Source organism: Halorubrum sp. JWXQ-INN 858 (genome assembly GCF_009806985.1).
Lineage (GTDB): Archaea > Halobacteriota > Halobacteria > Halobacteriales > Haloferacaceae > Halorubrum.
The window spans coordinates 218526-241743 of record NZ_WUAX01000016.1; the positions used below are offsets into that span (position 1 = coordinate 218526).

General features: G+C 68.9%; 24 protein-coding genes. 13 read left to right on the forward strand and 11 right to left on the reverse strand.

Features of this window, described 5'->3' with window-relative positions; genetic code table 11:
* Positions 1-6: 6 nt before the first annotated feature.
* The 9 genes from GRS48_RS13040 to GRS48_RS13080 all read right to left on the reverse strand — a co-directional run bounded on the left by GRS48_RS13040 (position 7) and on the right by GRS48_RS13080 (position 11101).
* Positions 7-930: a coiled-coil protein gene (locus GRS48_RS13040; RefSeq protein WP_159487233.1), complete on the reverse strand. Its 924-nt coding sequence runs from the start codon at positions 928-930 to the stop codon at positions 7-9.
* 363 nt (positions 931-1293) lie between these two features.
* Entirely contained in the window at positions 1294-1563 is a 270-nt protein-coding gene (locus tag GRS48_RS13045; RefSeq protein WP_159487235.1) for a hypothetical protein, read from the reverse strand.
* 138 nt (positions 1564-1701) lie between these two features.
* A complete protein-coding gene (locus tag GRS48_RS13050; RefSeq protein WP_159487237.1) occupies positions 1702-2163 on the reverse strand; it encodes a universal stress protein in 462 nt (153 codons plus the stop codon).
* 3 nt (positions 2164-2166) lie between these two features.
* Positions 2167-3873, reverse strand: a complete 1707-nt coding sequence (locus GRS48_RS13055; RefSeq protein ID WP_321168447.1) for a VC_2705 family sodium/solute symporter — start codon at positions 3871-3873, stop codon at positions 2167-2169.
* Positions 3870-4322 carry a DUF4212 domain-containing protein gene (locus tag GRS48_RS13060; RefSeq protein ID WP_159487239.1) on the reverse strand — a complete coding sequence of 151 codons (453 nt, stop codon included), beginning with the start codon at positions 4320-4322 and terminating at the stop codon, positions 3870-3872. Before GRS48_RS13060 ends, GRS48_RS13055 begins: the two co-directional genes overlap by 4 nt.
* Positions 4323-4474: 152 nt before the next feature.
* Positions 4475-6466, reverse strand: coding sequence for an acetate--CoA ligase (gene acs, locus GRS48_RS13065; protein ID WP_159487241.1), 1992 nt, complete (start codon positions 6464-6466; stop codon positions 4475-4477).
* Between the two features lie 77 nt (positions 6467-6543).
* Complete coding sequence (locus GRS48_RS13070; protein ID WP_159487243.1) at positions 6544-8352, reverse strand: bacterio-opsin activator domain-containing protein; 1809 nt, start codon at positions 8350-8352, stop codon at positions 6544-6546.
* A 303-nt stretch (positions 8353-8655) separates the two neighbouring features.
* Positions 8656-10674: an acetate--CoA ligase gene (acs, locus tag GRS48_RS13075; protein WP_159487245.1), complete on the reverse strand. Its 2019-nt coding sequence runs from the start codon at positions 10672-10674 to the stop codon at positions 8656-8658.
* Positions 10675-10819: 145 nt separating this feature from the next.
* Positions 10820-11101, reverse strand: a complete 282-nt coding sequence (locus tag GRS48_RS13080; RefSeq protein WP_159487247.1) for a DNA-directed RNA polymerase subunit L — start codon at positions 11099-11101, stop codon at positions 10820-10822.
* 242 nt (positions 11102-11343) lie between these two features.
* Between GRS48_RS13080 and GRS48_RS13085 the strand changes: the two genes are divergently transcribed.
* Positions 11344-12084, forward strand: coding sequence for a hypothetical protein (locus tag GRS48_RS13085; protein WP_321168493.1), 741 nt, complete (start codon positions 11344-11346; stop codon positions 12082-12084).
* A 183-nt stretch (positions 12085-12267) separates the two neighbouring features.
* Positions 12268-13134 carry an SDR family oxidoreductase gene (locus GRS48_RS13090; RefSeq protein ID WP_159487251.1) on the forward strand — a complete coding sequence of 289 codons (867 nt, stop codon included), beginning with the start codon at positions 12268-12270 and terminating at the stop codon, positions 13132-13134.
* Positions 13135-13337: 203 nt separating this feature from the next.
* Here the strand turns inward: GRS48_RS13090 and GRS48_RS13095 are convergent, their stop codons facing one another.
* Positions 13338-13847: a hypothetical protein gene (locus GRS48_RS13095; RefSeq protein WP_159487253.1), complete on the reverse strand. Its 510-nt coding sequence runs from the start codon at positions 13845-13847 to the stop codon at positions 13338-13340.
* A gap of 226 nt (positions 13848-14073) precedes the next feature.
* Here GRS48_RS13095 and GRS48_RS13100 point away from each other — a divergent pair, with 226 nt between their 5' ends.
* From GRS48_RS13100 to GRS48_RS13115, 4 genes are all read left to right on the forward strand, one after another.
* A complete protein-coding gene (locus GRS48_RS13100; protein ID WP_159487255.1) occupies positions 14074-15999 on the forward strand; it encodes a beta-CASP ribonuclease aCPSF1 in 1926 nt (641 codons plus the stop codon).
* 121 nt (positions 16000-16120) lie between these two features.
* The gene (locus GRS48_RS13105) at positions 16121-16513 is read left to right on the forward strand and encodes a methylglyoxal synthase (protein ID WP_159487257.1); all 393 of its coding nucleotides are present in this window, start codon (positions 16121-16123) and stop codon (positions 16511-16513) included.
* A 63-nt stretch (positions 16514-16576) separates the two neighbouring features.
* Positions 16577-17125, forward strand: coding sequence for a hypothetical protein (locus GRS48_RS13110; protein ID WP_159487259.1), 549 nt, complete (start codon positions 16577-16579; stop codon positions 17123-17125).
* A 61-nt stretch (positions 17126-17186) separates the two neighbouring features.
* Positions 17187-18887: a methylmalonyl-CoA mutase gene (locus GRS48_RS13115; RefSeq protein WP_159487261.1), complete on the forward strand. Its 1701-nt coding sequence runs from the start codon at positions 17187-17189 to the stop codon at positions 18885-18887.
* A gap of 17 nt (positions 18888-18904) precedes the next feature.
* Here the strand turns inward: GRS48_RS13115 and GRS48_RS13120 are convergent, their stop codons facing one another.
* A complete protein-coding gene (locus GRS48_RS13120; protein WP_159487263.1) occupies positions 18905-19144 on the reverse strand; it encodes a hypothetical protein in 240 nt (79 codons plus the stop codon).
* A gap of 211 nt (positions 19145-19355) precedes the next feature.
* On the opposite strand from GRS48_RS13120, the gene GRS48_RS13125 reads away from it, so the two are divergent.
* The 7 genes from GRS48_RS13125 to ftsY all read left to right on the forward strand — a co-directional run bounded on the left by GRS48_RS13125 (position 19356) and on the right by ftsY (position 23182).
* A complete protein-coding gene (locus GRS48_RS13125) occupies positions 19356-20111 on the forward strand; it encodes a 4-phosphopantoate--beta-alanine ligase (protein WP_159487265.1) in 756 nt (251 codons plus the stop codon).
* Between the two features lie 53 nt (positions 20112-20164).
* Positions 20165-20317 carry a 50S ribosomal protein L39e gene (locus tag GRS48_RS13130; RefSeq protein WP_004050128.1) on the forward strand — a complete coding sequence of 51 codons (153 nt, stop codon included), beginning with the start codon at positions 20165-20167 and terminating at the stop codon, positions 20315-20317.
* Positions 20318-20596: a 50S ribosomal protein L31e gene (locus tag GRS48_RS13135; protein ID WP_159487267.1), complete on the forward strand. Its 279-nt coding sequence runs from the start codon at positions 20318-20320 to the stop codon at positions 20594-20596.
* Positions 20597-20598: 2 nt separating this feature from the next.
* A complete protein-coding gene (locus GRS48_RS13140; protein ID WP_321168448.1) occupies positions 20599-21264 on the forward strand; it encodes a translation initiation factor IF-6 in 666 nt (221 codons plus the stop codon).
* 72 nt (positions 21265-21336) lie between these two features.
* Positions 21337-21513, forward strand: coding sequence for a 50S ribosomal protein L18Ae (gene rpl18a / locus GRS48_RS13145; RefSeq protein ID WP_159487269.1), 177 nt, complete (start codon positions 21337-21339; stop codon positions 21511-21513).
* Positions 21513-21965 carry a prefoldin subunit alpha gene (gene pfdA / locus GRS48_RS13150; protein WP_159487959.1) on the forward strand — a complete coding sequence of 151 codons (453 nt, stop codon included), beginning with the start codon at positions 21513-21515 and terminating at the stop codon, positions 21963-21965. The genes rpl18a and pfdA overlap by 1 nt, the downstream gene beginning before the upstream one ends.
* Before the next feature lie 11 nt (positions 21966-21976).
* On the forward strand, positions 21977-23182 hold the full coding sequence (ftsY, locus tag GRS48_RS13155) for a signal recognition particle-docking protein FtsY (RefSeq protein WP_321168449.1): 1206 nt from the start codon (positions 21977-21979) through the stop codon (positions 23180-23182).
* The last annotated feature ends 36 nt before the right edge of the window (positions 23183-23218 follow it).

Here is a 23218-nt window from a genome sequence, read left to right on the forward strand (position 1 = left end):
CTCCGACTACAGGAGGCCGGTCTTCTGGAGCTTCATCAGGTCCTCGGTGTCGAGCGTCTCGCCCTCCTTGAACTTCTGATAGATCTCCTCGGCTTCCTCTTTCTCCTCCTCGCGCTTCTCGGCGCGCTCGTCCTTCCGCTCCTTCTCCTCCTTCTTGTCGAGCTGGCGCAGGCGCTTCTGGACGCGGACGAAGTCCTCGTGGTGGCGGTCGGCCGCCTCCTGAGCCTCGACGAACAGCTCGTGCATCTCGTCGGCCTCGTCGCGGATGTCGTCGGCCTCGCGGTAGGCCTCGATCATGTTGTTGTGATGCTCCTGGGCCTCGTCCGCGAGCTCCGTCACCTTCTGGTGGTGCTTCGACGCCTCAGAGCGGACCTCCTCGGCCTCCTCGACGAGTTCGTCGAGCTCGCTGGTGTCGTCGACTTTGTTCTTCTTCTCGGAGAGGTCCTCGCGCTTGTCGTCGATCTTCTCGATGAGTTCGCGCTCGTCCTCCGCGGAGAGGACCTCCGTCTGCTGGCGGAACTCGAGCTGCTCGATCTCCTCTTTGAGCTCCTCGATGGACTTCCCGGAGCCGAGCTCCAAGTCCTGTTTCAGCTCCTCGACCTGATCGAACAGTTCGTTGGCGTCCGCGTTGAGCTCGTTCCGACTGTCCTTGTGTTCCTGGACCTGCTCGTTGAGCTCGTCGCGCTTCTCGCGGTGTTCCTGCGCCTCGTCGACCTTCTCCCGGGTCTTCGCGTTGAGGTCGTCGCGCTTGGACGCCCGCTCGGACGCCATCTGGTTCAGTTCGTTACGTCGGTCTCGAAGCTGACCGGCGCGTTTGATGAGCTGTCCTTTCGACCCGTTGTCGAGATCGTCCTCGGAGAGGTCCACGTTGTCCCCCTCGTCCATTGCTTCGATGCCGTACTGTTCGATGACTTCGTCTTTCGTTACCATTTTTCTATCTCTCCATCACCGCTCCGGATATGGCGGACGCTCGCCCTTCTGCGTCGAGCCGTGGATAAGAACTCCCGTTCATTTCAGCGTGCGGTCCAACCAGCGCCGGAGGCGTTCTGGTGACTGCACATACTGTATTGTAGTACATAAACACTTCGGTGGATCGGCGTGTGAAAAGAGGTACCATGGGCCGTGAAACGGCCGAACGCGACGTTTCACGACGATCGATACCGATCCCCACGGGAAGCCGTCCGGTCGGAGCCGGAGCGACGGCAGGGGGCCGTTCGGTAGGAGCCGAAACGACGGCGGAGCCGTTCGGTAGGGACCGGAGCGACGACGGGGAGGCCGGCGGTCACGCCGGAGTCAGCGGTTCTCCAGTGCGGCCTCGAGCGAGAGGAAGAACCCGAAGTACGCCGGGACCCCGGCGAGCATGAAGAGGTAAAACGCCCACGTCGGCGCGCTCACGAGGACGTAGTCGAAAAGCAGCGACACGAGGGTGACCCACGCGAGCGCGAACACCAGGTCGTGAACCATTCCGGTTCGGTTGTCGCGGACGTGCGAGCGGACGCGGTCGGCGAGGCTCGCCTCGTCGGTCGCGGTCGGGTCGTCGTCGTCGGTCGTCGTCTCGGACATGAGTGCTGGGGTAAGCCGTGAACGGGGGCGTTCGTCGAAAGCGGTTCCGGTAGCGGTTGGACGATACCTACAGAGCGACACGCACAGCAGCGATCCGTGCGAGGGGATCCCCCGCACGGTGCCGCGTGACCGACGCCGTTAGCGCCCCTCGACGTAGTCGACGACGAAGACGGGGACGTGTGTCGACCGGAGCGTCCGCTCGGTGACGCTCCCGAGGAGCGCCCGGCGGACGCCGGACCGGCCGTGACTCCCCATCACGATGAGGTCGATGTCGTTGTCGCGCGCGTAGTCGGCGATGACGTCGTGGGGGCGACCCCCGGCGTGGCGCTCGACGACCTCGATCCCCGCCGCTTCGCCGCGCTCCCTGACGTAGCCCGTCGCCTCCTGGGCGTCCTCGCGGAGCTCGGTCATCTCGCCGAAGTTCCCCTGTCGGATCCGGTCGACCTGCTCGGTGCCGAGGCTGTACGCGACCATGTCCGTGTCCGCGACGAACAGCGCGTGGATCTCCGCGTCGTACTTCTCGGCGAGGTCGACCGCGTGGTCGACCGCGTTGTTCGCGACCCTGCTCCCGTCCGTCGGCACGAGTATGCTGTCGTACATCGGTCAATCGTCCGCGGGTGCGGTGCCGTTTTTGTCCGCGACGACCTCGGCGGCGGTCTTGTTCTTCGGCATCGGTTCCGGGCTGTGACACTGTCGGACCATCTGTTTCGTCCGCAGCGGCGGCTCGGCGGTCACGTACGAGACGAATATCGTCACGGCGAACACGATCGGGACGCCGATCAGCGCGGAGCCGATCGCCGGCATCCACGTCTCGAGGAACGGGATGAACGCGCTCTGTCCCTCCGGCGTCGTCAACAGGCCGAACTGGGCCTCGTTCAACATGGGGACGAACCAGACGACGATCCCCGTCGTCATCCCGGCGAGCGCGCCGGGGCGGTTCGTGTTCTCCCACCAGAGCCCGAGGAAGAACATCGGGAACAACACGATGGCGGCGAGCGCGAACGCGAACGACACGAGCGCCGCGATGGGCGCTTGCGGGTTCAGCGCGAAGACGATGGTGAGGAGCCCGATGGCGACGATGCTGAGGCGGCCGACGAGGACCTGCTGGCGCTGGGTCGCGTCCTCGTTGATGATGTTGGCGTAGATGTCGTGGGAGATCGCCGAGGAGGCGGCGATGAAGAGGCCGGCCGTCGTCGCGACCGCGGCGGCGATGCCGCCGGCGGCGACGAAGCCGACGAGCCACGTCGGGAGGTTCGCGAGCTGGGCGGCGAGCACGACGATGACGTCGCCCGCCGCGTCGGTCATGCCGGGGTCACCGTAGACGGCCCCGACCTGGTCGCCGTACAGGTCCGTCCCGAACGCCGCGAACGCGGGCGCGGAGAGATAGAGCACGCAGATGAAGAAGAGCCCCCACGTGCACGACCAGCGAGCGGTCCGCTCGTTTTCGACCGTGTAGAAGCGCACGAGGACGTGCGGCAGTCCGCAGGTCCCGAAGACGAGACTGAAGCAGGTGGCGATCCAGAGGTAGTAGCTCCCGCCCGCGAAGGGGTCGGAGAACTCCGCGCCGAGCTCGGAGATCAACATCCCGTACTCGATCTGCGGAAGGATCGTCGAGTAGCCGGCCGTCCAGCCGGTGACGAGCAGCCCGATCAGGAACGCCGCGATGAGGATGACGTACTGTAACGCCATGTTCTTCGTCGCGCCGAGCATCCCCGAGAGCGTCAGGTAGCCGATCGTGACGAGCATGAACAGCACCATCATCGCCTGATACGCGCCCAGCCCGGGGATCTGGATCACGTTGTTGATGTCCCCGAGGACGTACATCCCGACGAGCCCCATCCCGCGGGCCTGTCCGAGCGCGTAGACGAAACCGATGAGGAACGTCGTGATCGCCGCGAGCGCGCGGGCCGTGTCGGAGTTGAACCGGTCGCCGACGAAGTCGGGCGCGGTGTACTTGCCGAACCGCCGCATCTGTGCGGCGAGGAAGATGAGCAGCACGAAGTAGCCCGTCGTCCAGCCGACGACGAACGCCAGGCCGTACACGCCCGAGAGCGCGATGAGCGCGGCCATTCCGAGGTACGACGCCGCGGACATCCAGTTCGCGCCGATCGCCATCCCGTTCTCGAGGTTCCCGATCGACCGGCCCGCGACCCACATGTCGTCGGTGTCGGCGACCTTGAAGACGAAGCCGACCGCGAGGAACAGCGTCATCATGCTGACGACGATGATCCCGGGAACGAGCTTGAAGCCGATGTCGAGCCCCTCGGGGAGCAGCTCGGCCGACTGTAAGGGAACGCCTGCGGGGGTCACTCCTCGACACCCCCGTCGGCGGCGGCCGCGTCATCGGTCGCGGAGTTGGCGTCCGCGCCGGCATCCTGGTTCGACAGCTGTTCGATCCCGTACTTCTCGTCGATCGCGTCGCGCCGTTTCGCGTACCAGACCGAGAGGATCAGCGCCGCGCTCGGCGCACCGATCGCGATCGCGAAGTAGTGGAACGGGAACCCGAGGAACGGCATCGGCGTCGTCATCAGGTCCGGCGCGATCCGCGTCGCGGTGATCGGCCCGAAGGTCGTGACCGACCAGATCGCGAAGCCGATCCAGATGACTCGCAGGTGGTCCCGCATGAACGGCGTCGCGGGGTTCAAGAGGTTGATCTCGACGTCGAGGTAATCGATCCGTTGCTCGCGCTCGACGTCGCTCAATCCGCCGTCGCCGGCGACGGCGGCGTTCGATCCGCCGTGCGTGTCGTTATCTGTCATGTGTCGTGATGTCGTGTGTCAGTGTTGTGTGTGTCGCGTCCCGTCACAGCGTGTGTCGTCTCGTCACGGCGCGGGTCGTCGCGTCCCGTCACGGCGTGTGCCGTTCGAAAACGCCGCCGGTCCGGGAGGAAAGGCGTCCCCGGAGTCCGTCGTCAGCCCTGCACTTGGTCCTGGATATCCTCGACGATCTCCGGGTTACGTAGCGTGCTCGTGTTGCCGAGCGGCTTTCCGTCGGCGATGTTCTCGAGCAGGCGGCGCATGATCTTCCCGGAGCGCGTCTTCGGGAGGTCGGGCGTGAACACGACCTGTTCGGGCCGGGCGATCGGGCCGATGGCGTCCTCGACGCCGGCGACGATGCGGTCGCGAAGGTCGTCGTCCCCCTCGTAGCCGTCCTCCGTGATGACGTACGCGTACACCGCCTCGCCCTTGATGTCGTGGTCGCCGCCGACGACGGCCGCCTCCGCGACCCCCTCGACGCCGACGATCGCCGACTCGATCTCCATCGTCCCGAGCCGATGGCCCGAGACGTTGAGCACGTCGTCGACGCGGCCGAGCACGGTGATGTAGCCGTCCTCGTCGATCTTCGCGCCGTCCTCTGGGAAGTACACCCAGTCGTCGGGGTCGTCGCTGTCGACGTCGGAGTACTCGGCCCAGTACTCGTCGATGTACCGTTCGTCGTTCCGGTACAGCGTGCGGAGCATGCCGGGCCACGGCTTCTGAACGGTCAGGTAGCCCGCCTGCCCCGCCTCGATCTCGTCGCCGGCCGCGTCGAGGATGCGGACGTCGAGCCCCGGGAGCGGCGGCCCCGCCGCGCCCGGTTTCATGTCCTTCACGCCGGGCAGCGTCGTGATCATCATCCCGCCCGTCTCCGTCTGCCACCACGTGTCGACGACGGGACACCCCTCGTCGCCGATGTGTTTGTAGTACCACTTCCACGCGCGCGGGTTGATCGGCTCGCCGACGGTCCCGAGCAGGCGAAGCGAGGAGAGGTCGTGGGCGTCGGGGTACTCCGTCCCCCACTTCATGAACGCCCGGATGGCGGTCGGCGCGGTGTACAGCTGGGTCGCGTCGTACTCGTCGACGATCTCCCAGAGGCGGTCGCGGTCCGGGTAGTCGGGCGTCCCCTCGTACATCATCGTCGTCGTGCCGAGCGCGAGCGGCCCGTAAACGATGTACGAGTGGCCGGTGATCCAGCCGATGTCGGCCGAGCAGAAGTACGTGTCCTCGGGCTTGACGTCGAGGACCGCCTGCGACGTCCACGACGCCCACGAGAGGTAGCCGCCCGTAGTGTGTTTCACCCCCTTCGGTTTGCCGGTCGTCCCCGAGGTGTACATTAAAAAGAGCATGTCCTCGGCGTCCCGGACCACCGGGTCGACGGTCGCGCCGGCCTGCTCGGCGACCAGCTCCCCGTAGTCGAGTTGGTCGTCCGTCAGATCGTGGCCGAACCCGTCGTCGTTGCCGCCCAGTCGGTCGACGACGACGGTCGTCGTGTCGTGTTCGACGTCATCGAGCCCCTCGTTGGCCTTCGCGAGGTGGTCGAGCGGGTCGCCGCGGCGGTAGTAGCCGTCACACGTGACGAGGTGCGCCGACTCGGCGGCGTTCATCCGCGTCGCGAGCGCCTCAGCGGAGAACCCGGCGAAGACGACGCTGTGTGGCGCGCCGATCCGCGCACAGGCCAACATCGCGATCGGCAGCTCCGGGATCATCGGCATGTACATCGTCACGACGTCGTCCTCCTCGACGCCCTGCTCGCGGAGCGCGGCCGCGAACTCGTTTACCTCCCGGTGGAGCTCCGCGTAGGTGAACGAGCGGTCGTCCTCGTCGACGGGCTCGCCGACCCACTCGATCGCGACCTCGTCGCCCCGTTCGTCGAGGTGCCGGTCGAGGCAGTTCGCCGACGCGTTGAGCTCCCCGCCCGTGAACCACTCGAAGAACGGCGGGTTCGAGTCGTCGAGCACCTGGTCGTACCCCGACTCCCAGTCGAGCAGGTCGGCCGCCGCCTCCCAACACCCGGGCCAGTTCTCGTCGAACTCCTCGTAGATCCCCGGGTCGGAGACGTTCGCCCCCTCGACGAACGACGCCGGGGGCTCGAACACTTCCTGTTCCTGTAGCCGCGCTTCGAGTTCTCCGTCACCCTCTGTCATGATACGACCGTACACAACGGACATCCCTATATAAACGGTCGCGCTAAATACGAAAAATCGTGAACGATCCCGCGCGCTCAGCGGTCGGTCGCGTCGAACACCGCGTCGAGGAGCGCGCGCTGCGCCTTCCGGAGGTGGTTGTGGAACGTGGGCGAGGAGACGCCCATCGCGTCCGCGACCTCCTCGGCGGTGCTCCCCCGCGGCCAGTCGAAGTAGCCGCCGCGGTACGCGGCCGACAGCGCCGCCCACTGGCGGTCGGTGAACCGCTCGGTGACGTCCTCTCGAAGCGTCGACTCCGTCGTCGGCGACCGCGCGACCGACTCCTTGCTGACGAGCCGCGCGTCCGGGAACGCCGCCCGGAGGCCGTCGGCGATCGGTCGAACGTCCGTCCCGGACGGGACGTCGGCGACGACGCTCACGCGGCCGTGCTCCGCGGTCGCCGTTCGCACCGTCGCGCCGTGTTCGGTCAGGGTGTGGACCACCGAGCCGTCCGCGACGAGGACCGAGGCCGAACAGCCGTCCTCGTGGGCCTCGATCAGCTGCGTGTCGGAGACGCCCGCCGCCGCCGCCACGACCTCCGCGAGCGCCTGCGCGGTGGCTCCGGTGACCCTGAGGTAACAGCGGAACGCGGCCTCCGAGACGGCGACCGTCGACTGGAGGTCGATCCGGCAGTCGAGCGCCGCGGTCGCCGCCGCGAGGAACGCCCCGTTCGACGCGGTGTGGAACTCCACTTCGGTCACGGCGTCGGAGTGGAGCAGGTCGCGCCAGCGATCGGCGGTCACCGCCCACCCGACGGCCCGTCCGAGCACCGACAGCTCCCGGCGGTCGCGCCGCGAAACGTCGCCCCGGGCCTCGGCGACCGCACAGATCGCGCCGTACACGGCGTCCCGGTACGCGATCGGGGCGGCGACCACCGGCCGACCGTCGAGCCCGCCGACGTCGTCGCTGGCCGCCACCGTTCCGTCGGCCAGCGCGGCGGTCCACGGCCCGTCCTCCATCACGACCTCGCCGTCGCCGAGCGAGTCGGTGTCGTCCCCGGCGGTCGCAGCGACCTCCGCGCTCGTCCCCGAGGCCGACCCGGTGAGCACCCACGCCGCCGACCAGCGGTCCGCGGCGACCGCGCCGTCGACGGTCGCCTCGAACGCCGCCGCGCGGTCGGCCGCGTCAACGATCGCCGCGAACGCCTCGACGAGCGGCGACGGCTCGACGGGCGACCGTGCGCCGACGTCCTCCGCGTCGCGTGCGGGGGCAGCCGTGCCGGCGATCCCCTCGGCGATCGCGTCGCCGTCGAGCGGGTCGAGGTAGGCGTCGAGCGCGCCCAGCGTGTCCCAGCCGCCCGTCTCGCGCACGACGTGCGGGTCGACGCCCCGATCGACGAGCAGCCGCCGCGCGAAGAACCGCCGGAGGTCGCCCGGGGTGACCCCGGCGACGTCCGTATCCGCGGCGCGGTCGCCCGCCCGCGTCGCCGTCTCGCGCACGATCATCTGCACGCGGCGCGCCGACACGTCGACGAACGGCTCGTCGGGAGCGAGCGCCTCCCCGTCGGCGTACCGGCGCAGCTCCGCCGCGAGCGACGCGGGGAGGTACGCCTCGCGGTCGATCCCCGCGGGCGACGCGTCGCGATCCGCCCCGACGAGCGTGTGCTCGGAGTCGTCGATCTCGTCGTCGTCCGTGCCGCCCTCCACCTCTCCGTCCGCGGCGCTGGGCACCGCCAGCAGGAACGCGTCCGTCGCCGCCGACTCGCGGACGTCCCCGGGCCGGACCCGCGTGATCTCGCCGGTCCGGAGCCCCGCCTCGCCGGCCAGCCTGACGATCAGCGCCGAGCGGTACGTGTCGGCGGCGGCCACGAGCGCGTCGTACCCGTCCGTGGAGAGTCCTTCGCCCATGCGTTTCGTGTTCGTACGGAGATCCGAACCATCAAACTTGGTGTCGTACGCCGAAGGCCCGAGCACTCGATCGGTGTCGGCGGATCGATCCGGTACCGTGGCGTAGATCGATTCGGATCTGTCGTGAAACCCGAAACCGAGGGGCGGGACCCACGTCCGATCTCGTCGGCCCGTCGATCGCCACGCAGACGGTCCGTCGATCGCCACGCAGACGGTCCGCTGATCATCACGCAGGCCGGACTACCCGTCGCAGAGGCCGGACTACCCGTTGCACAAACCGGACTATCCGTCGCACAGACCGGACTACCCGTCGTCGCGCACCGCGGACTCGATCTCGCCGACGACCTCGGGGTTCCGGAGGGCGCTGATGTCGCCGAACTCGTCGTCCTGTGTGATGTCCTCCAGGAGCCGACGCATGATCTTCCCGGAGCGCGTCTTCGGCAGCTCGGTGGTGAACACGACCCGGTCCGGACGGGCGATCTCGCCGACCGTCGCCGCGAGGCGGTCGCGGATCGCCGCCCGGGTCCGGTCGTCGGGGTCGACCCCGCTCCGCGTGGTGGCGTACGCGACCACCCCGCCGTCGCCGTCGCCGACGACCGCGGCCTCCGTGACGCCGTCGACCGCGACGATCGCCGACTCCAGCTCCGCCGTGTTGAACCGCCGGGTCCGGACGTTGATCACGTCGTCGACGCGCCCGAGGATCGTGACGTAGCCGTCGTCGTCGACGGTCGCGCCGTCGCCCGTCCGGTAGCGCCACCCGTCGTCGGTCTCCAACCAGTACTCCCGCCGATAGCGCTTCTCGCCCTCACGGAGCCCCCGTAACATCCCCGGCCACGGCTTCCCGATCGTCAGGTAGCCGGCCTCGCCGGGGGCGACGGGGTCGCCCGTCTCGTCGACGACGCGGGCGTCGATCCCCGGGAGCGGGGGGCCGACCCTGCCGGGCTTCATCGGGGTGACCCCCGGCAGCGTCGCGAGGGCGATCGCGCCCGTCTCCGTCTGCCACCACGTGTCGACGACGGGCGCGTCTCCCCCGCCGACGTGCTCGCGGTACCACCGCCACGCCTTCGGCGTGATCGCCTCCCCGACCGTCCCGAGCAGGCGGATCGACGAGAGGTCGTGTGCGTCGGGGTACTCCGCGCCCCACTTCATGAACGAACGGATGGCGGTCGGCGACGTGTAGAAGACGCTGACGGCGTTGCGCTCGATGAGGTCCCACACCCGGTCCCGGTCGGGGTAGTCCGGCGACCCCTCATAGAGGACGGTCGTCGTACCGAGCGCGAGCGGCCCGTAGACGCCGTAGGAGTGGCCGGTGATCCAGCCGATGTCGGCGGCACACCAGTAGGTGTCGTCCGGGCGCACGTCGAGGACGTTCCGCGCGGTCCACGCGACGTGCGCGAGGTAGCCGCCGGTCGCGTGCTCGACGCCCTTCGGTCGGCCGGTCGTCCCCGACGTGTACATCACGAACAGGAGGTCGGTCGCGTCGCGGGCGACCGGCGCGACCGTCTCGCCGTCGTGGCGGTCGATGAGGGTCCCGTAGTCGTGCTCGTCCTCGCCGAGCGGGACCGACAGGGCGTCGCCGAGCCGGTCGACGACGACCGTCGCCGCGAGGTCGCCGTCGATCCGGAGCCGGGCGTTGTCCGCCTTCGACTTCTGGTTGAACGCGTCCTCCCGCCGGTAGTAGCCGTCACACGTGACGAGGTACGCGGAGTCGGCGGCGTCGAGGCGGGTCGCGAGCGCCTCCGCCGAGAGCCCGGCGAACACCACGTTGTGCGGCGCGCCGATCCGCGCGCACGCGAGCATCGTGATCGGGAGCTCCGGGATCATGGGGAGGTAAAGGGTGACGACGTCGCCCTCCTCGACGCCCAGCTCCCGCAGGGCGGCGGCGGCGGCGTTCACCTCCCGGTGGAGGTCGAAGTACGTGTACGACCGGCGTTCGCCCCGCTTGCCGAACCACCGGATCGCGAGCTGGTTCCGCCGCCCGTCGAGGTGGCGGTCCACGCAGTTCGCGGCGGCGTTGAGTCGGCCGTCGGGGAACCACCGGTAGAAGGGCGGCTCCGAGTCGTCGAGGACGGTCCGATACGGGCGGTCCCAGTCGAGGAGGTCGGCCGCGCGCCCCCACGCGTCCGGCCACTCGGTATCGAACTCGTCGTAGATCCCGGGGTCGGTCAGGGCCGCCTCCTCGCGGAACCACGACGGGGGCGCGACGCCGCCGTCGCTCGGGTCGGCGGCGGCATCGCTCGGATCGCCGCCGCCCGCGCGCTCGTCGGCGCTCGTCCGCTCGTCGGCGTTTGCGTCACGATCGCCGGACCCGGCGTTCGTCATGACGCGTACTCGCGGGCGCAAGACCGTATACTTTGTCCGGGATCGGTTGGAGAGGCGGGAGAAGTGAGAGGCTGAGACGGAGAATCGGAGGGAAGGAGAACGAAACGGGGGACGGACCGCTTCCGGGCGACGATCTCGAGAACGGTTACGACGCCGCTTCGACCGCGTCGCGGAGCGCCGTCGTCCGGTCGGCGATGGTCGTGGCGGCGGCCTCGACGGCGTCGAGGGGGTCGCCCGTCTCGGCTTTCACGGTGAGTACCGGGTCGGTCTGGCCCCCGGACTGCTCGGGGTTCACGTCGTACGTCGCGGCGGCGACGTCGGGAGTCTCCAACAGCGCGCCCTTCAACACGTTCATGAACGTGTGGTCCTCGCCGGCGATCTCGATGCGGAGTTCCGTGTCGGTCTTCTCGATGACCCGCAGTTCCATACCCGGGATTCGCCCGAGCGGCGTTTCAAGCTTTCGTCTCCGGGATATCGGTGGTCTTTCGGATCGTTGCGATCGCGGGGATCACAGCCCTGTCGCGCCGGCCGATCACGGGGACCACGGTTACGCCGCTCCGGCCGATCGCGGGACCCCGGCCCTGTCGCTCCGGCCGGCCGAAGGCACAAAGTTCACGTCACCCCGGCCGCGAGTTGGGGTGAATGGAACGACGAGGACAGATCGGGCTGGTGGAGGCGCTCCTGCTGGACGTCGTCCGCCTCCACGAGACGTGGATGGAGGTCGCCTTTCCCAGACAGCTGGACCCGAGCACGGTGTTGGGGAAGTGGACGCCGGAGACGACGCCGGAGACCGTCGCGTACTACCTGTGGGCGGCGCTCGGGGCGCCGCTCGTCGCCGTGACCTACCCGCTGTTGCTCGTCGGCTTCGCGACCCGGTTTTACGCCGCGAAGCTCGACTCCGCGGTGACCCGGTTCGGCGTGCTGGGCGCGGTCGTCGTCGCGACGGTGCTGTGGGGGTCGCTCACGCTCGTGACCCACCTGCAGCTCCCGTTCGAGGACGTGATCGCCGTCGGCGCGGCGAGCGTCGTCGCGATCGTCTCCGCCGCGCTGGCGGCCGGCTTCTCGAAGGTCGGCGGGCGGTTCGTGAGCGTCCTGCTCGCGTACCCGTTCGCGATGACCGCGATCTTCCTCCCGCCGGTCGTCGCCGCGCTGGTGACGCCGACGCTCGAACAGGCGATCCTCCCGCCGAGTTACGACCTCGCGCGGTGGATCCTCGACACGTTCCTCTTCGTCGGCGGGGTGAACGACGTGCTCCGCGGCGCGTTCGACCTGGAGACGTTCGGCGAGCAGTGGGGGCTGCCCGGGCTCGGCTACGTCCTCATGTGGGTCGGGATCTCGGTCCCGCTCGGCTGGTTCCTCGGGATCCTCGTGTCGCTCGCGGACCTGGTCCGTCCGCGCCCCGACGCGTAACGCCGGGACGCGGCGAGGCCCCACACGGAGGCGACGGGGCCCGTACGGACGACGGTCCGACTTCGGATCGTCATCGGAACGGCCCCGATTAGCCTCGAGTCACCACGACGAACGGTCCCGGCTCCGGGCCGAGCCACCACGGCGAACGGCCCCGACTCCGGACCGAGGTCGGTCGGGAGAGTTATGACGGCGGCGGCCGACGGACGAGGCGTGCAGAAGACGGTACTCATCACCGGCTGTTCCTCGGGTATCGGCCGCGCCACCGCCCTCGCGTTCCTCGACGAGGGGTGGACGGTGTACGCGACCGCCCGGAACCCGGCGGACATCGAGACGCTCGGCGAGCGGGGCTGTCAGCTGGCGACGCTCGACGTGACCGACCCCGGCGACGTCGAGCGGGTCGTCGAGCGGATCCTCGACGAGGAGGGGGCGATCGACGCGCTGGTGAACAACGCGGGGTACGGCCAGTTCGGCCCGATAGAGGACGTCACGACCGAGCGCGTCCACGAACAGTTCGACGTCAACGTGTACGGCCCTCACCGGCTGATCCGGGCCGTGTTGCCAGCGATGCGCCGCGAGCGCGACGGGACGATCATCAACCTCTCGTCGGTCGCGGGAAGAGTGTCGTTCCCCGGCGGCGGCGTCTACTGCGGGTCGAAGTTCGCCGTCGAGGCGATGTCGGACGCGCTCCGCAACGAGGTCCGGGAGTTCGGCATCGACGTCGTCGTCGTCGAACCCGGGCCGGTGAAGACCGACTTCGCGAAGCGCGCGAACCGGGAGGCGAACCCGGACGAGGCCGCGGGGATCGAGCGTTCCGGCGCGTACGACGACCTCTACGCCCTGTTCGAGGACACCCAGGTGGTCGGCGGCGACGGCCCGGGCTCCGTCGAACCGGAGCGCGTCGCCGAGGACGTGCTCAACGCCGCGAGCGCGACGAAGCCGCCCGCGCGGGTCCAGCCGGGGACGTTCGCGCGGGTCGGCGTCCTCGGCCGGCTGCTCCCGGACGCCGTCCGCGACGCGGCCTTCAAGACGATCGGGAAGTTCGTTCGGTGACCGTCGACCGGGTATCGCTCCCGACGGCGATCGGAACGACTGGTTATCACTTCCCGTAGCGGCTCGTGTGACCGTTTATAAGCCCTGCAGGGATTCGTGCGATCGCTTATAAATGCCGTTCGACGGCCCGTGCAACCCTTATGAATGCCGTTCGACGGCCCGTGCGACCCTTATAATGCCGCTCGTTGCGCGGAGGTCGGGAGTCAGTCGTCGCCGTCGGGACTGACCGCGAACGGACTCTCGGCCGCCCGCCAGTCCCAGCCTGGGAGCCGCGTCTGGAAGCCGGCCGCCAGCGCGGCGTCGAGGTCGTCCGCCCCCGCGGTTCCGGCTCCCGCGGCGGTCACGTCCCCGTCGACGTGGACGTCGACGAGATGGAACGTCGCCTGCGCGAGCAGCGAGAGGGGCTGTCCGCCGGCGATCGTCGCGGCGAGCTCGCGGCCGAGCACCTCGTCGACGACGAATCCCGGGTAGTCGTCCGCGACGTCGAGCCCGCGGAGCAGCCGGACGTAGCCCGCCACGTTGACGGCGACCTCGCCGTCCGCGAAGACGACGTCGACCTCCTCGCGGTACGTCGCGCGGTCGATCCGGTCCACCTCGGTGTCGAACAGCTCACCGAGGCGGTCACGGGTGTCGTTACACAGCGGGACGACGACGTCGGCCCGGTCGCGGACCCACGCGTGCTCCTCGCGGACGGCCGTCGGGGTGACGCGCATGGTCCCGGGTTCGCGGTCAGTCGGCTTGCGCTTTGCGAAGGCTTTTATAACGCCCGGAGGTTACGTCCATTCAAGCGGGTTTTCGCTGGCTGTTCCCGCACGGTATCATACGGACAGTACTTCCACTATGCCTACCCGTCACGGTCGGCCACTCGGCGACGACTCCCGGATCGGCGTCGATCCGGGTGCCGTCACCGACGTCGGCGTCGGCGGCCCGCGGTGAGATATGAGTCAAGTCGATAAGCAACTCGAGAATCTGAAAGCCGAGATCGAACAGGAGATCCCGAACGACATTACGGTCACGGACGTCAAATACGAGGGTCCGGAACTGGTCGTCTACACCCGCGACCCCAAGCGGTTCGCGGGCGACGGCGACCTGATCCGCCGGCTCGCCTCCAAGCTCCGCAAGCGGATCACGGTACGCCCCGACCCGAGCGCGCTCTCCCCGCCGGCGGAGGCCGAGGCGGCGGTTCGGGCCGTGATCCCCGAGGAGGCCGGCGTGACCGACCTCGATTTCCACCAGGACACCGGCGAGGTCGTCATCGAGGCCCAGAAGCCGGGGATGGTGATCGGTCGGCGGGGCTCCACGCTCCGGGAGATCACCCAAGAAGTCGGGTGGACCCCCGAGGTCGTGCGAACGCCGCCGATCGAGTCGTCGACCGTCTCGAACGTCCGGAACTTCCTGAAGAACGAGCGCGAGGAGCGCCGGGACATCCTCGAGCGCGTCGGTCGACAGATCCACCGCGAGGAGCTGTCCGACGACGAGTGGGTCCGGATCACGACGCTCGGCTGCTGCCGCGAGGTCGGCCGGGCCGCGTTCATCCTCTCGACGCCGGAGACGCGGATCCTCATCGACTGCGGCGACAAGCCCGGGGCGGAGGGCGAGGTCCCGTATCTCCAGGTCCCCGAAGCGCTCGGCGCGGGCGCGGCCACCATCGACGCGGTCGTGTTGACCCACGCCCACCTCGACCACTCCGCGCTCCTGCCGCTCATCTTCAAGTACGGCTACGACGGGCCGGTGTACACGACCGAGCCGAGCCGCGACCTGATGGGGCTGCTCACGCTCGACTACCTCGACGTCGCCGCCAAGGAGGGGCGGACGCCACCGTACGAGTCCACACAGGTTCGCGAGACGATCAAACACACGATCCCGCTGGAGTACGGCGACGTCACCGACATCGCGCCGGACATCAAGCTCACCTTCCACAACGCGGGTCACATCCTCGGGAGCGCGGTCACGCACTTCCACATCGGCGACGGGCTGTACAACGTCGCCTTCTCGGGCGACATCCACTACGACGACACGCGGCTGTTCAACGGCGCGGTCAACGACTTCCCACGGGTCGAGACGCTCGTGTTGGAGTCCACCTACGGCGGTCGCAACGACTACCAGACCGACCAGGACGACTCCGAGAAGGCGCTCAAACGCGTCATCAACGAGACGTACGACCAGGGCGGAAAGGTCGTCATCCCCGCGTTCGCCGTCGGACGGTCACAGGAGATCATGCTCGTGTTGGAGGAGGCGATGCGTAGCGGCGACATCCCCGAGATGCCCGTCCACCTCGACGGGATGATCTGGGAGGCGACCGCGATCCACACCACCTACCCCGAGTACCTCCGCGACGAGCTGCGCGACCGGATCTTCCACGACGACGAGAACCCGTTCCTCGCCGAGCAGTTCAACCACATCGACGCCGGCGAGGACGAACGACAGGAGGTCGCCGACGGCGACCAGTGTGTCATCCTCTCGACCTCCGGGATGATCGAGGGCGGCCCGATCATGTCGTGGCTCCGCCACATCGGGCCCGACCCGAACTCGAACCTCGTCTTCGTCGGCTACCAGGCGCAGGGGACGCTCGGCCGGCGGATCCAGAACGGCTGGGACGAGATCCCCGTCTCCGACTGGGGCAACGGCGGCCGCGGCGACACCCTGTCGCTGAACATGGGCGTCGAGACGGTCGACGGCTTCTCCGGACACGCCGATCGACAGGGGCTGGAGAACTTCGTGAAGACGATGAACCCCCGCCCGGAGAAGGTGCTGTGTGTCCACGGCGACGAGCGCTCGGTGCAGGACCTCTCGTCGGCGCTGTACCACGACTACAACATGCGGACGTTCGCGCCGAAGAACCTGGAGACGTTCCGGTTCAAGTGAGCGGGCGCGCGGGGCGACGGCAGGCAGAGCCGGTCCGGATCGGCGCGATCGCCGCGGCCCGCCGTCCGTCACCGCCCTTCCGCGGGAGACCTTTTAAGCCTCGTCGCCGGGAGGGAGAGGCATGCGCATCGCGCTCATCGCCCACGACGAGTTGAAAGACGAGATGGTGGAGTTCGTCGGCGCGTACGCCGACGAGCTCGGCGAGTGTGAACTCGTCACCACGGGGACCACGGGGAAGCGGATCGCCGAGGAGACCGGATTGACCGTGAACCGCCAGGCGTCGGGGCCGCTCGGCGGGGACCTCCAGATCGGCGCGATGGTCGCGAACGACCGGATCCACGGGCTCGTCTTCCTCCGTGACCCGCTGACGGCCCAGCCCCACGAGCCGGACATCTCCGCGCTGTTGCGCGTCTGTGACGTGAAGGACGTCCCGCTGGCGACGAACCTCGCGTCCGCGGAGCTGCTCGTCGAGGGGCTGCTGGTGGAGGGACTGCTGGACGTCGACGACGGGTAGCGGGTATCAGTGCTGATGTTCGGCCCCGTGGAGTTATCCCGTGAACCGCCGTAGCGTCGAGCGATGACACGGAGCCCGACGGGTCGTGCCCGGACCGCCCGTCTCGTCGCAGCGCTGGTCGCGGCGGCGGTCGTCGCGAGCGTTGCGCTCGTCGGCGGAGTCGCCGCGGCCGGCGGGGTCGCCACGGCCGACGCGGCCGTGACGCCACACGACGACGCGGCACTCGCGACCAGCGACGGGGTCGCCGCCGGGTCCGTCGGGCCGCTGACGGAGTGTTTCGTCGGGGAGGGGTACCCGCTACGGATCGGCGAGCCGCCGACGGCGATCGAGTCGGTCGTTCACCTCTCGGTGCTGACCGACCCGAGCGCCGGCACGGAGTTCGGCGTCGAGCTGGCGGGGACGGTCGGCGACGACCGGATCGTCACGCTCGCGGCCGGGGTCCGGCTGAACCGGATCGGGCTGATCGAGACCGGGACGAACCCGTTCGCGGCGTTCGACGTGCTGTACGCCTTCGAGCTCAGCCTCCCGATGTTCGACGGCGCGATCGACGAGTCGACGTACGCGGACGAGGGGTCGCCGATCTCCGGTGCGGCGGGCGTCGTTCCCTGCTGATCCCGGAACGGAAGTGACGATCGTGAACAATGCTTATCGATAGCGGCCCGGAAGGGACCGTATGTACGACGACGATGAGCTCGCGGCGATCCGGGAGGCACACGCCGAGTGGGAGGCGGGGACGCTCGACCCGCCCCTCGACCGACACGGGGAGCGCCGCGACCGGTTCACGACCGTCTCAGGCCTCGAGGTCGACCGGCTGTACACGCCGGCGGACGTCGCCGACCTCGACTACGGCGCCGACCTCGGCTTCCCGGGCTCGGAGCCGTACACGCGCGGCGTCTACCCGACGATGTACCGTGGACGGTCGTGGACGATGCGGCAGTTCGCCGGCTTCGGGACCGCAGAAGAGACGAACGAGCGGTTCCACTACCTGATCGACGAGGGACAGACCGGGCTGTCGACCGCCTTCGACATGCCCTCGCTCATGGGGATCGACTCCGACGACGACATGGCGCTCGGCGAGGTGGGCAGGGAGGGCGTCGCCGTCGACACGCTCCGCGACATGGAGGTTCTGTTCGAGGGGATCGACGTCACGGAGGTGTCGACCTCGTTCACGATCAACCCCTCCGCGCCCGTGATCTACGCGATGTACGTCGCCATCGCGGACCGACAAGGCGTCCCGCGCGAGGCGCTCCGCGGCACCCTCCAGAACGACATGCTCAAGGAGTTCATCGCACAGAAGGAGTGGGTGATCCCGCCGGAGCCGTCGCTCGACCTCGTCGTCGACACGATCGAGTTCGCGGTCGAGGAGACGCCCAACTTCAAGCCGGTCTCCGTCTCCGGCTACCACATCCGGGAGGCGGGATCGACCGCGGTCCAGGAGCTCGCGTTCACCCTCGCCGACGGCTTCGCGTACGTCGAGGCCTGTCTCGACCGCGGGCTCGAGGTCGACGCGTTCGCGCCGCAGCTCTCCTTCTTCTTCAACTCGCACAACTCGGTGCTCGAGGAGGTCGCGAAGTTCCGCGCCGCCCGGCGGCTCTACGCGCGGCTCATGGGAGAGCGGTACGGGGCGACGACTGACGACGCGAAGCGGCTGAAGTTCCACACGCAGACCGCGGGGCAGTCGTTGACGGCCCAACAGCCGCTCAACAACGTCGTCCGCGTGACGCTGCAGGCGCTCGCCGGCGTGCTCGGCGGCACCCAGAGCCTCCACACCAACTCCTTCGACGAGGCGTTGGCGCTCCCCTCCGAGCGGGCCGTTCGGGTGGCGCTCCGCACCCAACAGGTCATCGCCGAGGAGTCGGGCGTGGCCGACGTCGTCGACCCGCTCGGGGGATCGTTCGCGGTCGAGGCGCTCACCGACGAGATCGAGGCCGCGGCGCTCGCGTACATCGAGGAGATCGAGGCGATGGGCGACGGCTCCGTCCGCGACGGCGTCCTCCACGGGATAGAGGAGGGGTACTTCCACCGCGAGATACAGGCGTCAGCCTACGAGTACCAGGAGCGCGTCGACGCCGGCGAGGAGACGGTGGTCGGGGTCAACGCGTACGTGAGCGACGAGGACACGCGGCCGGAGCTGCTCCGCGTCGACGAGACGACCCGCGACCGACAGCTCGCCCGGCTGGAGTCGGTGAAGGCCGAGCGCGACGACGACGCCGTCGCGGACGCTCTCGACGACCTTCGGGCCGCGATCGACGCGGGCGAGAACACGCTGCCGGCGATCGTCGACGCGGTGAAGACGTACGCCACGATGGGCGAGGTGATGGCGGTCTTCGAGTCCGAGTACGGGAGCTACCGCGAGCGCGTCGGCGTCGCGTGATCGGCGACAAAAAAGCACTACGGCGGGATCTCGACCGACCGCGCGGCCTCCGCACACCACGCGTTGCCGCGTCGTCCGGCACGACGAAGCGTCAGGTGGACGACGGAGCCGACGTCCAGGTCCGCGAGCGCCTCCTGCACCGCGGGGCCGCCGTACTCGACGACGTGAAACGTCCCGTTCCGCGGGTGTTCGCGGAGCGTCATCGTCCCATGGTCGTTACACGTTTCCACGACGGTGTACTTGCCAGTCCGCTCCATCGCGTTCGAATGGACGGATGCGACGGTCTTTGTTAGCGACTCGCTGAGACCGGTAACAGCCGATTTCGGCCGGTAGTCTCTCGTTACGGGCGATAGCCGTCCGTTATGGGCAGCGGTCAACCGGTAGGGTCGACGTATCGGTTCGTGAACGCCCTCCGCCGACCGATCGGCGGAACGCGCCACTTTAATCGATCGGTCGCCTAGCGGGGCCATGACCGGGACGGAGGTCCCACGGGACCACCCGCGGTACGCGTCGCTCGTCACCCGCCACCGGATCGAGACCGGCGTCGACAAGGGGATCACTTCCAAACAGGGGCTCATCGCGCAGGGGCGCGGCGAGGCGTTCGACTACCTGCTCGGCGAGCGGACGCTCCCGAGCGCGGACACGGCCGCCCGCGCCGCGGCCGCACGCCTGCTGCTGGCGGACCATCCCGTGTTCTCCGTCAACGGGAACGTCGCCGCCCTCGTCCCCGGCGAGACCGTGACGCTCGCGCGGGTCGTCGACGCCGATATCGAGGTGAACCTCTTCAACCGGACCGAAGAACGGATGGTCGCCATCGCCGACCACCTTCGCGAGCACGGGGCCGAGGAGGTGAAGGGGCTCGCCGGCGACGGGGAGATCCCGGGGCTCGAACACGCCCGCGGGACGGTCGACGCGGACGGGATCGCCGCCGCGGACGTTGTCGTCGTCCCGCTGGAGGACGGCGACCGCGCGGAGGCGCTCGACCGGATGGGGAAGACGGAGATCGTGATCGACCTCAACCCCGGGAGCCGATCGCCGCGGACCGCCGACGTGCCGATCGTCGACAACGTCGTCCGCGCGGTGCCGAACGTCACCGCACACGCACGCGACCTCGCCGACGCCTCGTCCGCGGATCTCGAGGCGATCGTTGACGGCTTCGACCCGGAGGCGGCCCTCGACGCGGCCGAGGCGGCGATCCGCGGGAGCGCTTTCGACGACGACTGAGGCGACGTGGTATGGAAGGGGTTTTATGCGGCCCGCGGGAAGTACCCGCCACTATGGGAGACAAATCGAAGGCTCAAAAGAAGCGTCTGGCGAAGGCGGAGCGCCAGAACACCCGCGTCCCCGCGTGGGTCATGATGAAGACGGACATGAACGTCACGCGAAACCCCAAGCGGCGCAACTGGCGTCGGAACGACCTGGACGAGTAGATGAGCACCAGTGATTTCGAGGAGCGTGTCGTCACCGTCCCGCTCCGCGACGCCAAGGAAAAGCCGATTCAGCAGCGCGCCGACTACGCGGTGAAGGCCGTCCGTAGCCACCTCGCGAAGCACTTCTCGGTCGACGAGGAGGACGTGGTTCTCGACGCCTCGGTCAACGAGGCCGTCTGGGCGAACGGTCGGCAGAACCCGCCGAGCAAGATCCGCATCCGCGCGGCCCGGTTCGTCGAGGACGACGAGCCCGTCGTCGAAGCCGAACACGCCGAATAAAAGTGTTACGGGCGACCTTCACCGGCTCCTCGTACGTCGGCGTCTTCGCTCGCGTGGCGGGCGACGTCCTGCTGGTCAGGCCCGACGTCGACGAAGACCTCGCCGACGCCCTCGGCGAGGAGCTCGACGCCGAGCCGCTCGCGACGACCGTCGGCGGCTCCAACACCGTCGGGTCGCTCGCCGTGGGCAACGAGAACGGGATCCTCGTCTCCGCGCGGGCGACCGAGCGCGAGAAGGACCGGATAGCCGCGGCCTCGGGCCACGAGGTCCACGAACTGCCGGGCGAGATCAACGCGGCCGGGAACGTCGTCCTCGCGAACGACCACGGCGCGTACGTCCACCCGGACCTCCCGCGCGAGTCGATACTGGCGATCAAGGAGGCGCTGGAGGTCCCCGTCGAACGGGGCGACCTCGGCGACGTGCGGACCGTCGGCACCGCGGCGGTCGCCAACAACCACGGGGTGTTGTGTCACCCGAAGTCCCGCGAGGAGGAGCTCCGTGCCGTCGAGGAGGCGCTCGACGTCCGCGCGGACCTCGGCACCGTCAACTACGGCGCGCCGCTGGTCGGCTCCGGGCTGATCGCCAACGACCACGGCTACGTCATCGGCGAGGACACCACCGGGCCGGAGCTGGGTCGCATCGAGGAGACGCTGGGCTTCATCGACTGATCGGCGCGGCGAGGACGCCGACGCCGGTCGTTTTTAGCAAGATACTTCCCTGTCCCTACCCGACAGGTTTCCATGAGCACTTACACGGTGAGTGGACGGTTCCAGAGTCGCGACGGGTACCAGCCGTTCACGAAGGAGGTCGAGGCCGAGAACGAGGACCTCGCGCGCGAACGGATCTACACGAACGTCGGCAGCCAGCACAACCGGAAGCGCAGCCAGATCGAGATCAGCGAGGTGTCCGCCGCATGATGGGTGGCGGCCAACAGCAGCTCCAGCAGCTCTCCCAGGAGCTGCAGGCGCTCGACGAGGAGATCGAGACGCTGGAGGGCGAGATCGACGACCTACGGGCGGAGCAGGCAGACATCGACGAGGCGGTCGAAGCGATCGAGACGATCGACACCGGCTCGACGGTGCAGGTGCCGCTCGGCGGCGGCGCGTACGTCCGCGCGGAGGTTCAGGACATCGACGAGGTCATCGTCTCGCTCGGCGGCAACTACGCGGCCGAGCAGGAGCAGGACGACGCCATCGACGTGCTTCGGCGCAAGCAGCAGGCGCTCGACGACCGCATCGCGGAGACGCAGGGCGACGTCGACGAGCTGGAGTCCGAGAGCCAGCAGATCGAACAGCAGGCCCAGCAGATGCAACAGCAGATGCAACAACAGCAGATGCAACAGCTCCAGGAACAGGCGGACGACGAGTGAGGTAGCCGACCGTGTTCGACGGACTGAAAGACAAGCTGAACAGCTTCCGGAAGGACGTCGAGGAGTCAGCTGAGTCCGCCGACGCGGACGAGGCGGAGTCCGTCGACCCAGATGACGCGGAGTCCGCCGACGCGGACGAGGCGGAGTCGGCGGCGACCGACGCGGGGTCGGTCACGGACGACGAGCCCGCCGACGGCGACGAGACGCGGGCGACGGCGAGTGCAACGACGGCCGGCTCGGCGGACACCGCGGTCGAGGAAGCCGGCGACGACGGGGACGCCGACGACGCCGCCGACGACGACGGTGCCGACGGTGCCGATGACGACGGCCCGAGCACGTTCCAGCGGGCGAAGGCGTTCGCCACCGGCCGGATCATCATCGAGGAGGAGGACCTCGAGGACCCGCTGTGGGACCTGGAGATGGCGCTGCTCGAGAGCGACGTGGAGATGAGCGTCGCCGAGCGGATCCTCCAGACCGTCGAGGAGAAGATGCTCGGCGAGTCCCGAAAGCAGGTCGAGACGACCGGCGAGCTCGTCGAGGAGGCGTTGTACGACGCGCTGCTCGACGTCATCGCGGTCGGGCAGTTCGACTTCGAAGAGCGGATCGCCGCCGCCGAGAAACCCGTCACGATCGTCTTTACGGGCGTCAACGGCGTCGGGAAGACCACGACGATCGCGAAGCTCTCCGAGTGGTTCGAAGAGCGCGGCTACTCGTCGATGATGGCGAACGGCGACACGTATCGGGCGGGCGCGAACGAGCAGATCCGCGAGCACGCCGACCGGCTCGGGCGCGACCTGATCGCACACGACCAGGGCGGCGACCCCGCCGCCGTGATCTACGACGGCGTCGAGTACGCCGCGGCCAACGACATCGACGTCGTCCTCGGCGACACCGCCGGGCGGCTGCACACGAGCGATGACCTGATGGCCCAACTGGAGAAGATCGACCGCGTCGTCGGCCCGGACATGACGCTGTTCGTCGACGAGGCCGTCGCGGGACAGGACGCCGTCAACCGGGCGAAAGAGTTCAACGCCGCCGCCGAGATCGACGGCGCGGTGTTGACGAAGGCCGACGCGGACTCCTCCGGCGGAGCGGCGATCTCCATCGCCTACGTCACCGGGAAGCCGATCCTCTTTCTGGGGACCGGACAGGGGTACGACGACCTCGAACGGTTCGACCCCGAGGCGCTCGTCGCGAGCCTGCTCGGCCGCGAGTAAGGACGGCGGCGACCCGGACGAAACGGCGGATGGAGT

Coding starts and splice junctions, on each gene's coding strand:
- GRS48_RS13040 (WP_159487233.1), bottom strand. CDS start 930: ATGGTAACGAAAGACGAAGTCATCGAACAGTACGGCATCGAAGCAATG.
- GRS48_RS13045 (WP_159487235.1), bottom strand. CDS start 1,563: ATGTCCGAGACGACGACCGACGACGACGACCCGACCGCGACCGACGAG.
- GRS48_RS13050 (WP_159487237.1), bottom strand. CDS start 2,163: ATGTACGACAGCATACTCGTGCCGACGGACGGGAGCAGGGTCGCGAAC.
- GRS48_RS13060 (WP_159487239.1), bottom strand. CDS start 4,322: ATGACAGATAACGACACGCACGGCGGATCGAACGCCGCCGTCGCCGGC.
- acs (WP_159487241.1), bottom strand. CDS start 6,466: ATGACAGAGGGTGACGGAGAACTCGAAGCGCGGCTACAGGAACAGGAA.
- GRS48_RS13070 (WP_159487243.1), bottom strand. CDS start 8,352: ATGGGCGAAGGACTCTCCACGGACGGGTACGACGCGCTCGTGGCCGCC.
- acs (WP_159487245.1), bottom strand. CDS start 10,674: ATGACGAACGCCGGGTCCGGCGATCGTGACGCAAACGCCGACGAGCGG.
- GRS48_RS13080 (WP_159487247.1), bottom strand. CDS start 11,101: ATGGAACTGCGGGTCATCGAGAAGACCGACACGGAACTCCGCATCGAG.
- GRS48_RS13090 (WP_159487251.1), top strand. CDS start 12,268: ATGACGGCGGCGGCCGACGGACGAGGCGTGCAGAAGACGGTACTCATC.
- GRS48_RS13095 (WP_159487253.1), bottom strand. CDS start 13,847: ATGCGCGTCACCCCGACGGCCGTCCGCGAGGAGCACGCGTGGGTCCGC.
- GRS48_RS13100 (WP_159487255.1), top strand. CDS start 14,074: ATGAGTCAAGTCGATAAGCAACTCGAGAATCTGAAAGCCGAGATCGAA.
- GRS48_RS13105 (WP_159487257.1), top strand. CDS start 16,121: ATGCGCATCGCGCTCATCGCCCACGACGAGTTGAAAGACGAGATGGTG.
- GRS48_RS13110 (WP_159487259.1), top strand. CDS start 16,577: ATGACACGGAGCCCGACGGGTCGTGCCCGGACCGCCCGTCTCGTCGCA.
- GRS48_RS13115 (WP_159487261.1), top strand. CDS start 17,187: ATGTACGACGACGATGAGCTCGCGGCGATCCGGGAGGCACACGCCGAG.
- GRS48_RS13120 (WP_159487263.1), bottom strand. CDS start 19,144: ATGGAGCGGACTGGCAAGTACACCGTCGTGGAAACGTGTAACGACCAT.
- GRS48_RS13125 (WP_159487265.1), top strand. CDS start 19,356: ATGACCGGGACGGAGGTCCCACGGGACCACCCGCGGTACGCGTCGCTC.
- GRS48_RS13130 (WP_004050128.1), top strand. CDS start 20,165: ATGGGAGACAAATCGAAGGCTCAAAAGAAGCGTCTGGCGAAGGCGGAG.
- GRS48_RS13135 (WP_159487267.1), top strand. CDS start 20,318: ATGAGCACCAGTGATTTCGAGGAGCGTGTCGTCACCGTCCCGCTCCGC.
- rpl18a (WP_159487269.1), top strand. CDS start 21,337: ATGAGCACTTACACGGTGAGTGGACGGTTCCAGAGTCGCGACGGGTAC.
- pfdA (WP_159487959.1), top strand. CDS start 21,513: ATGGGTGGCGGCCAACAGCAGCTCCAGCAGCTCTCCCAGGAGCTGCAG.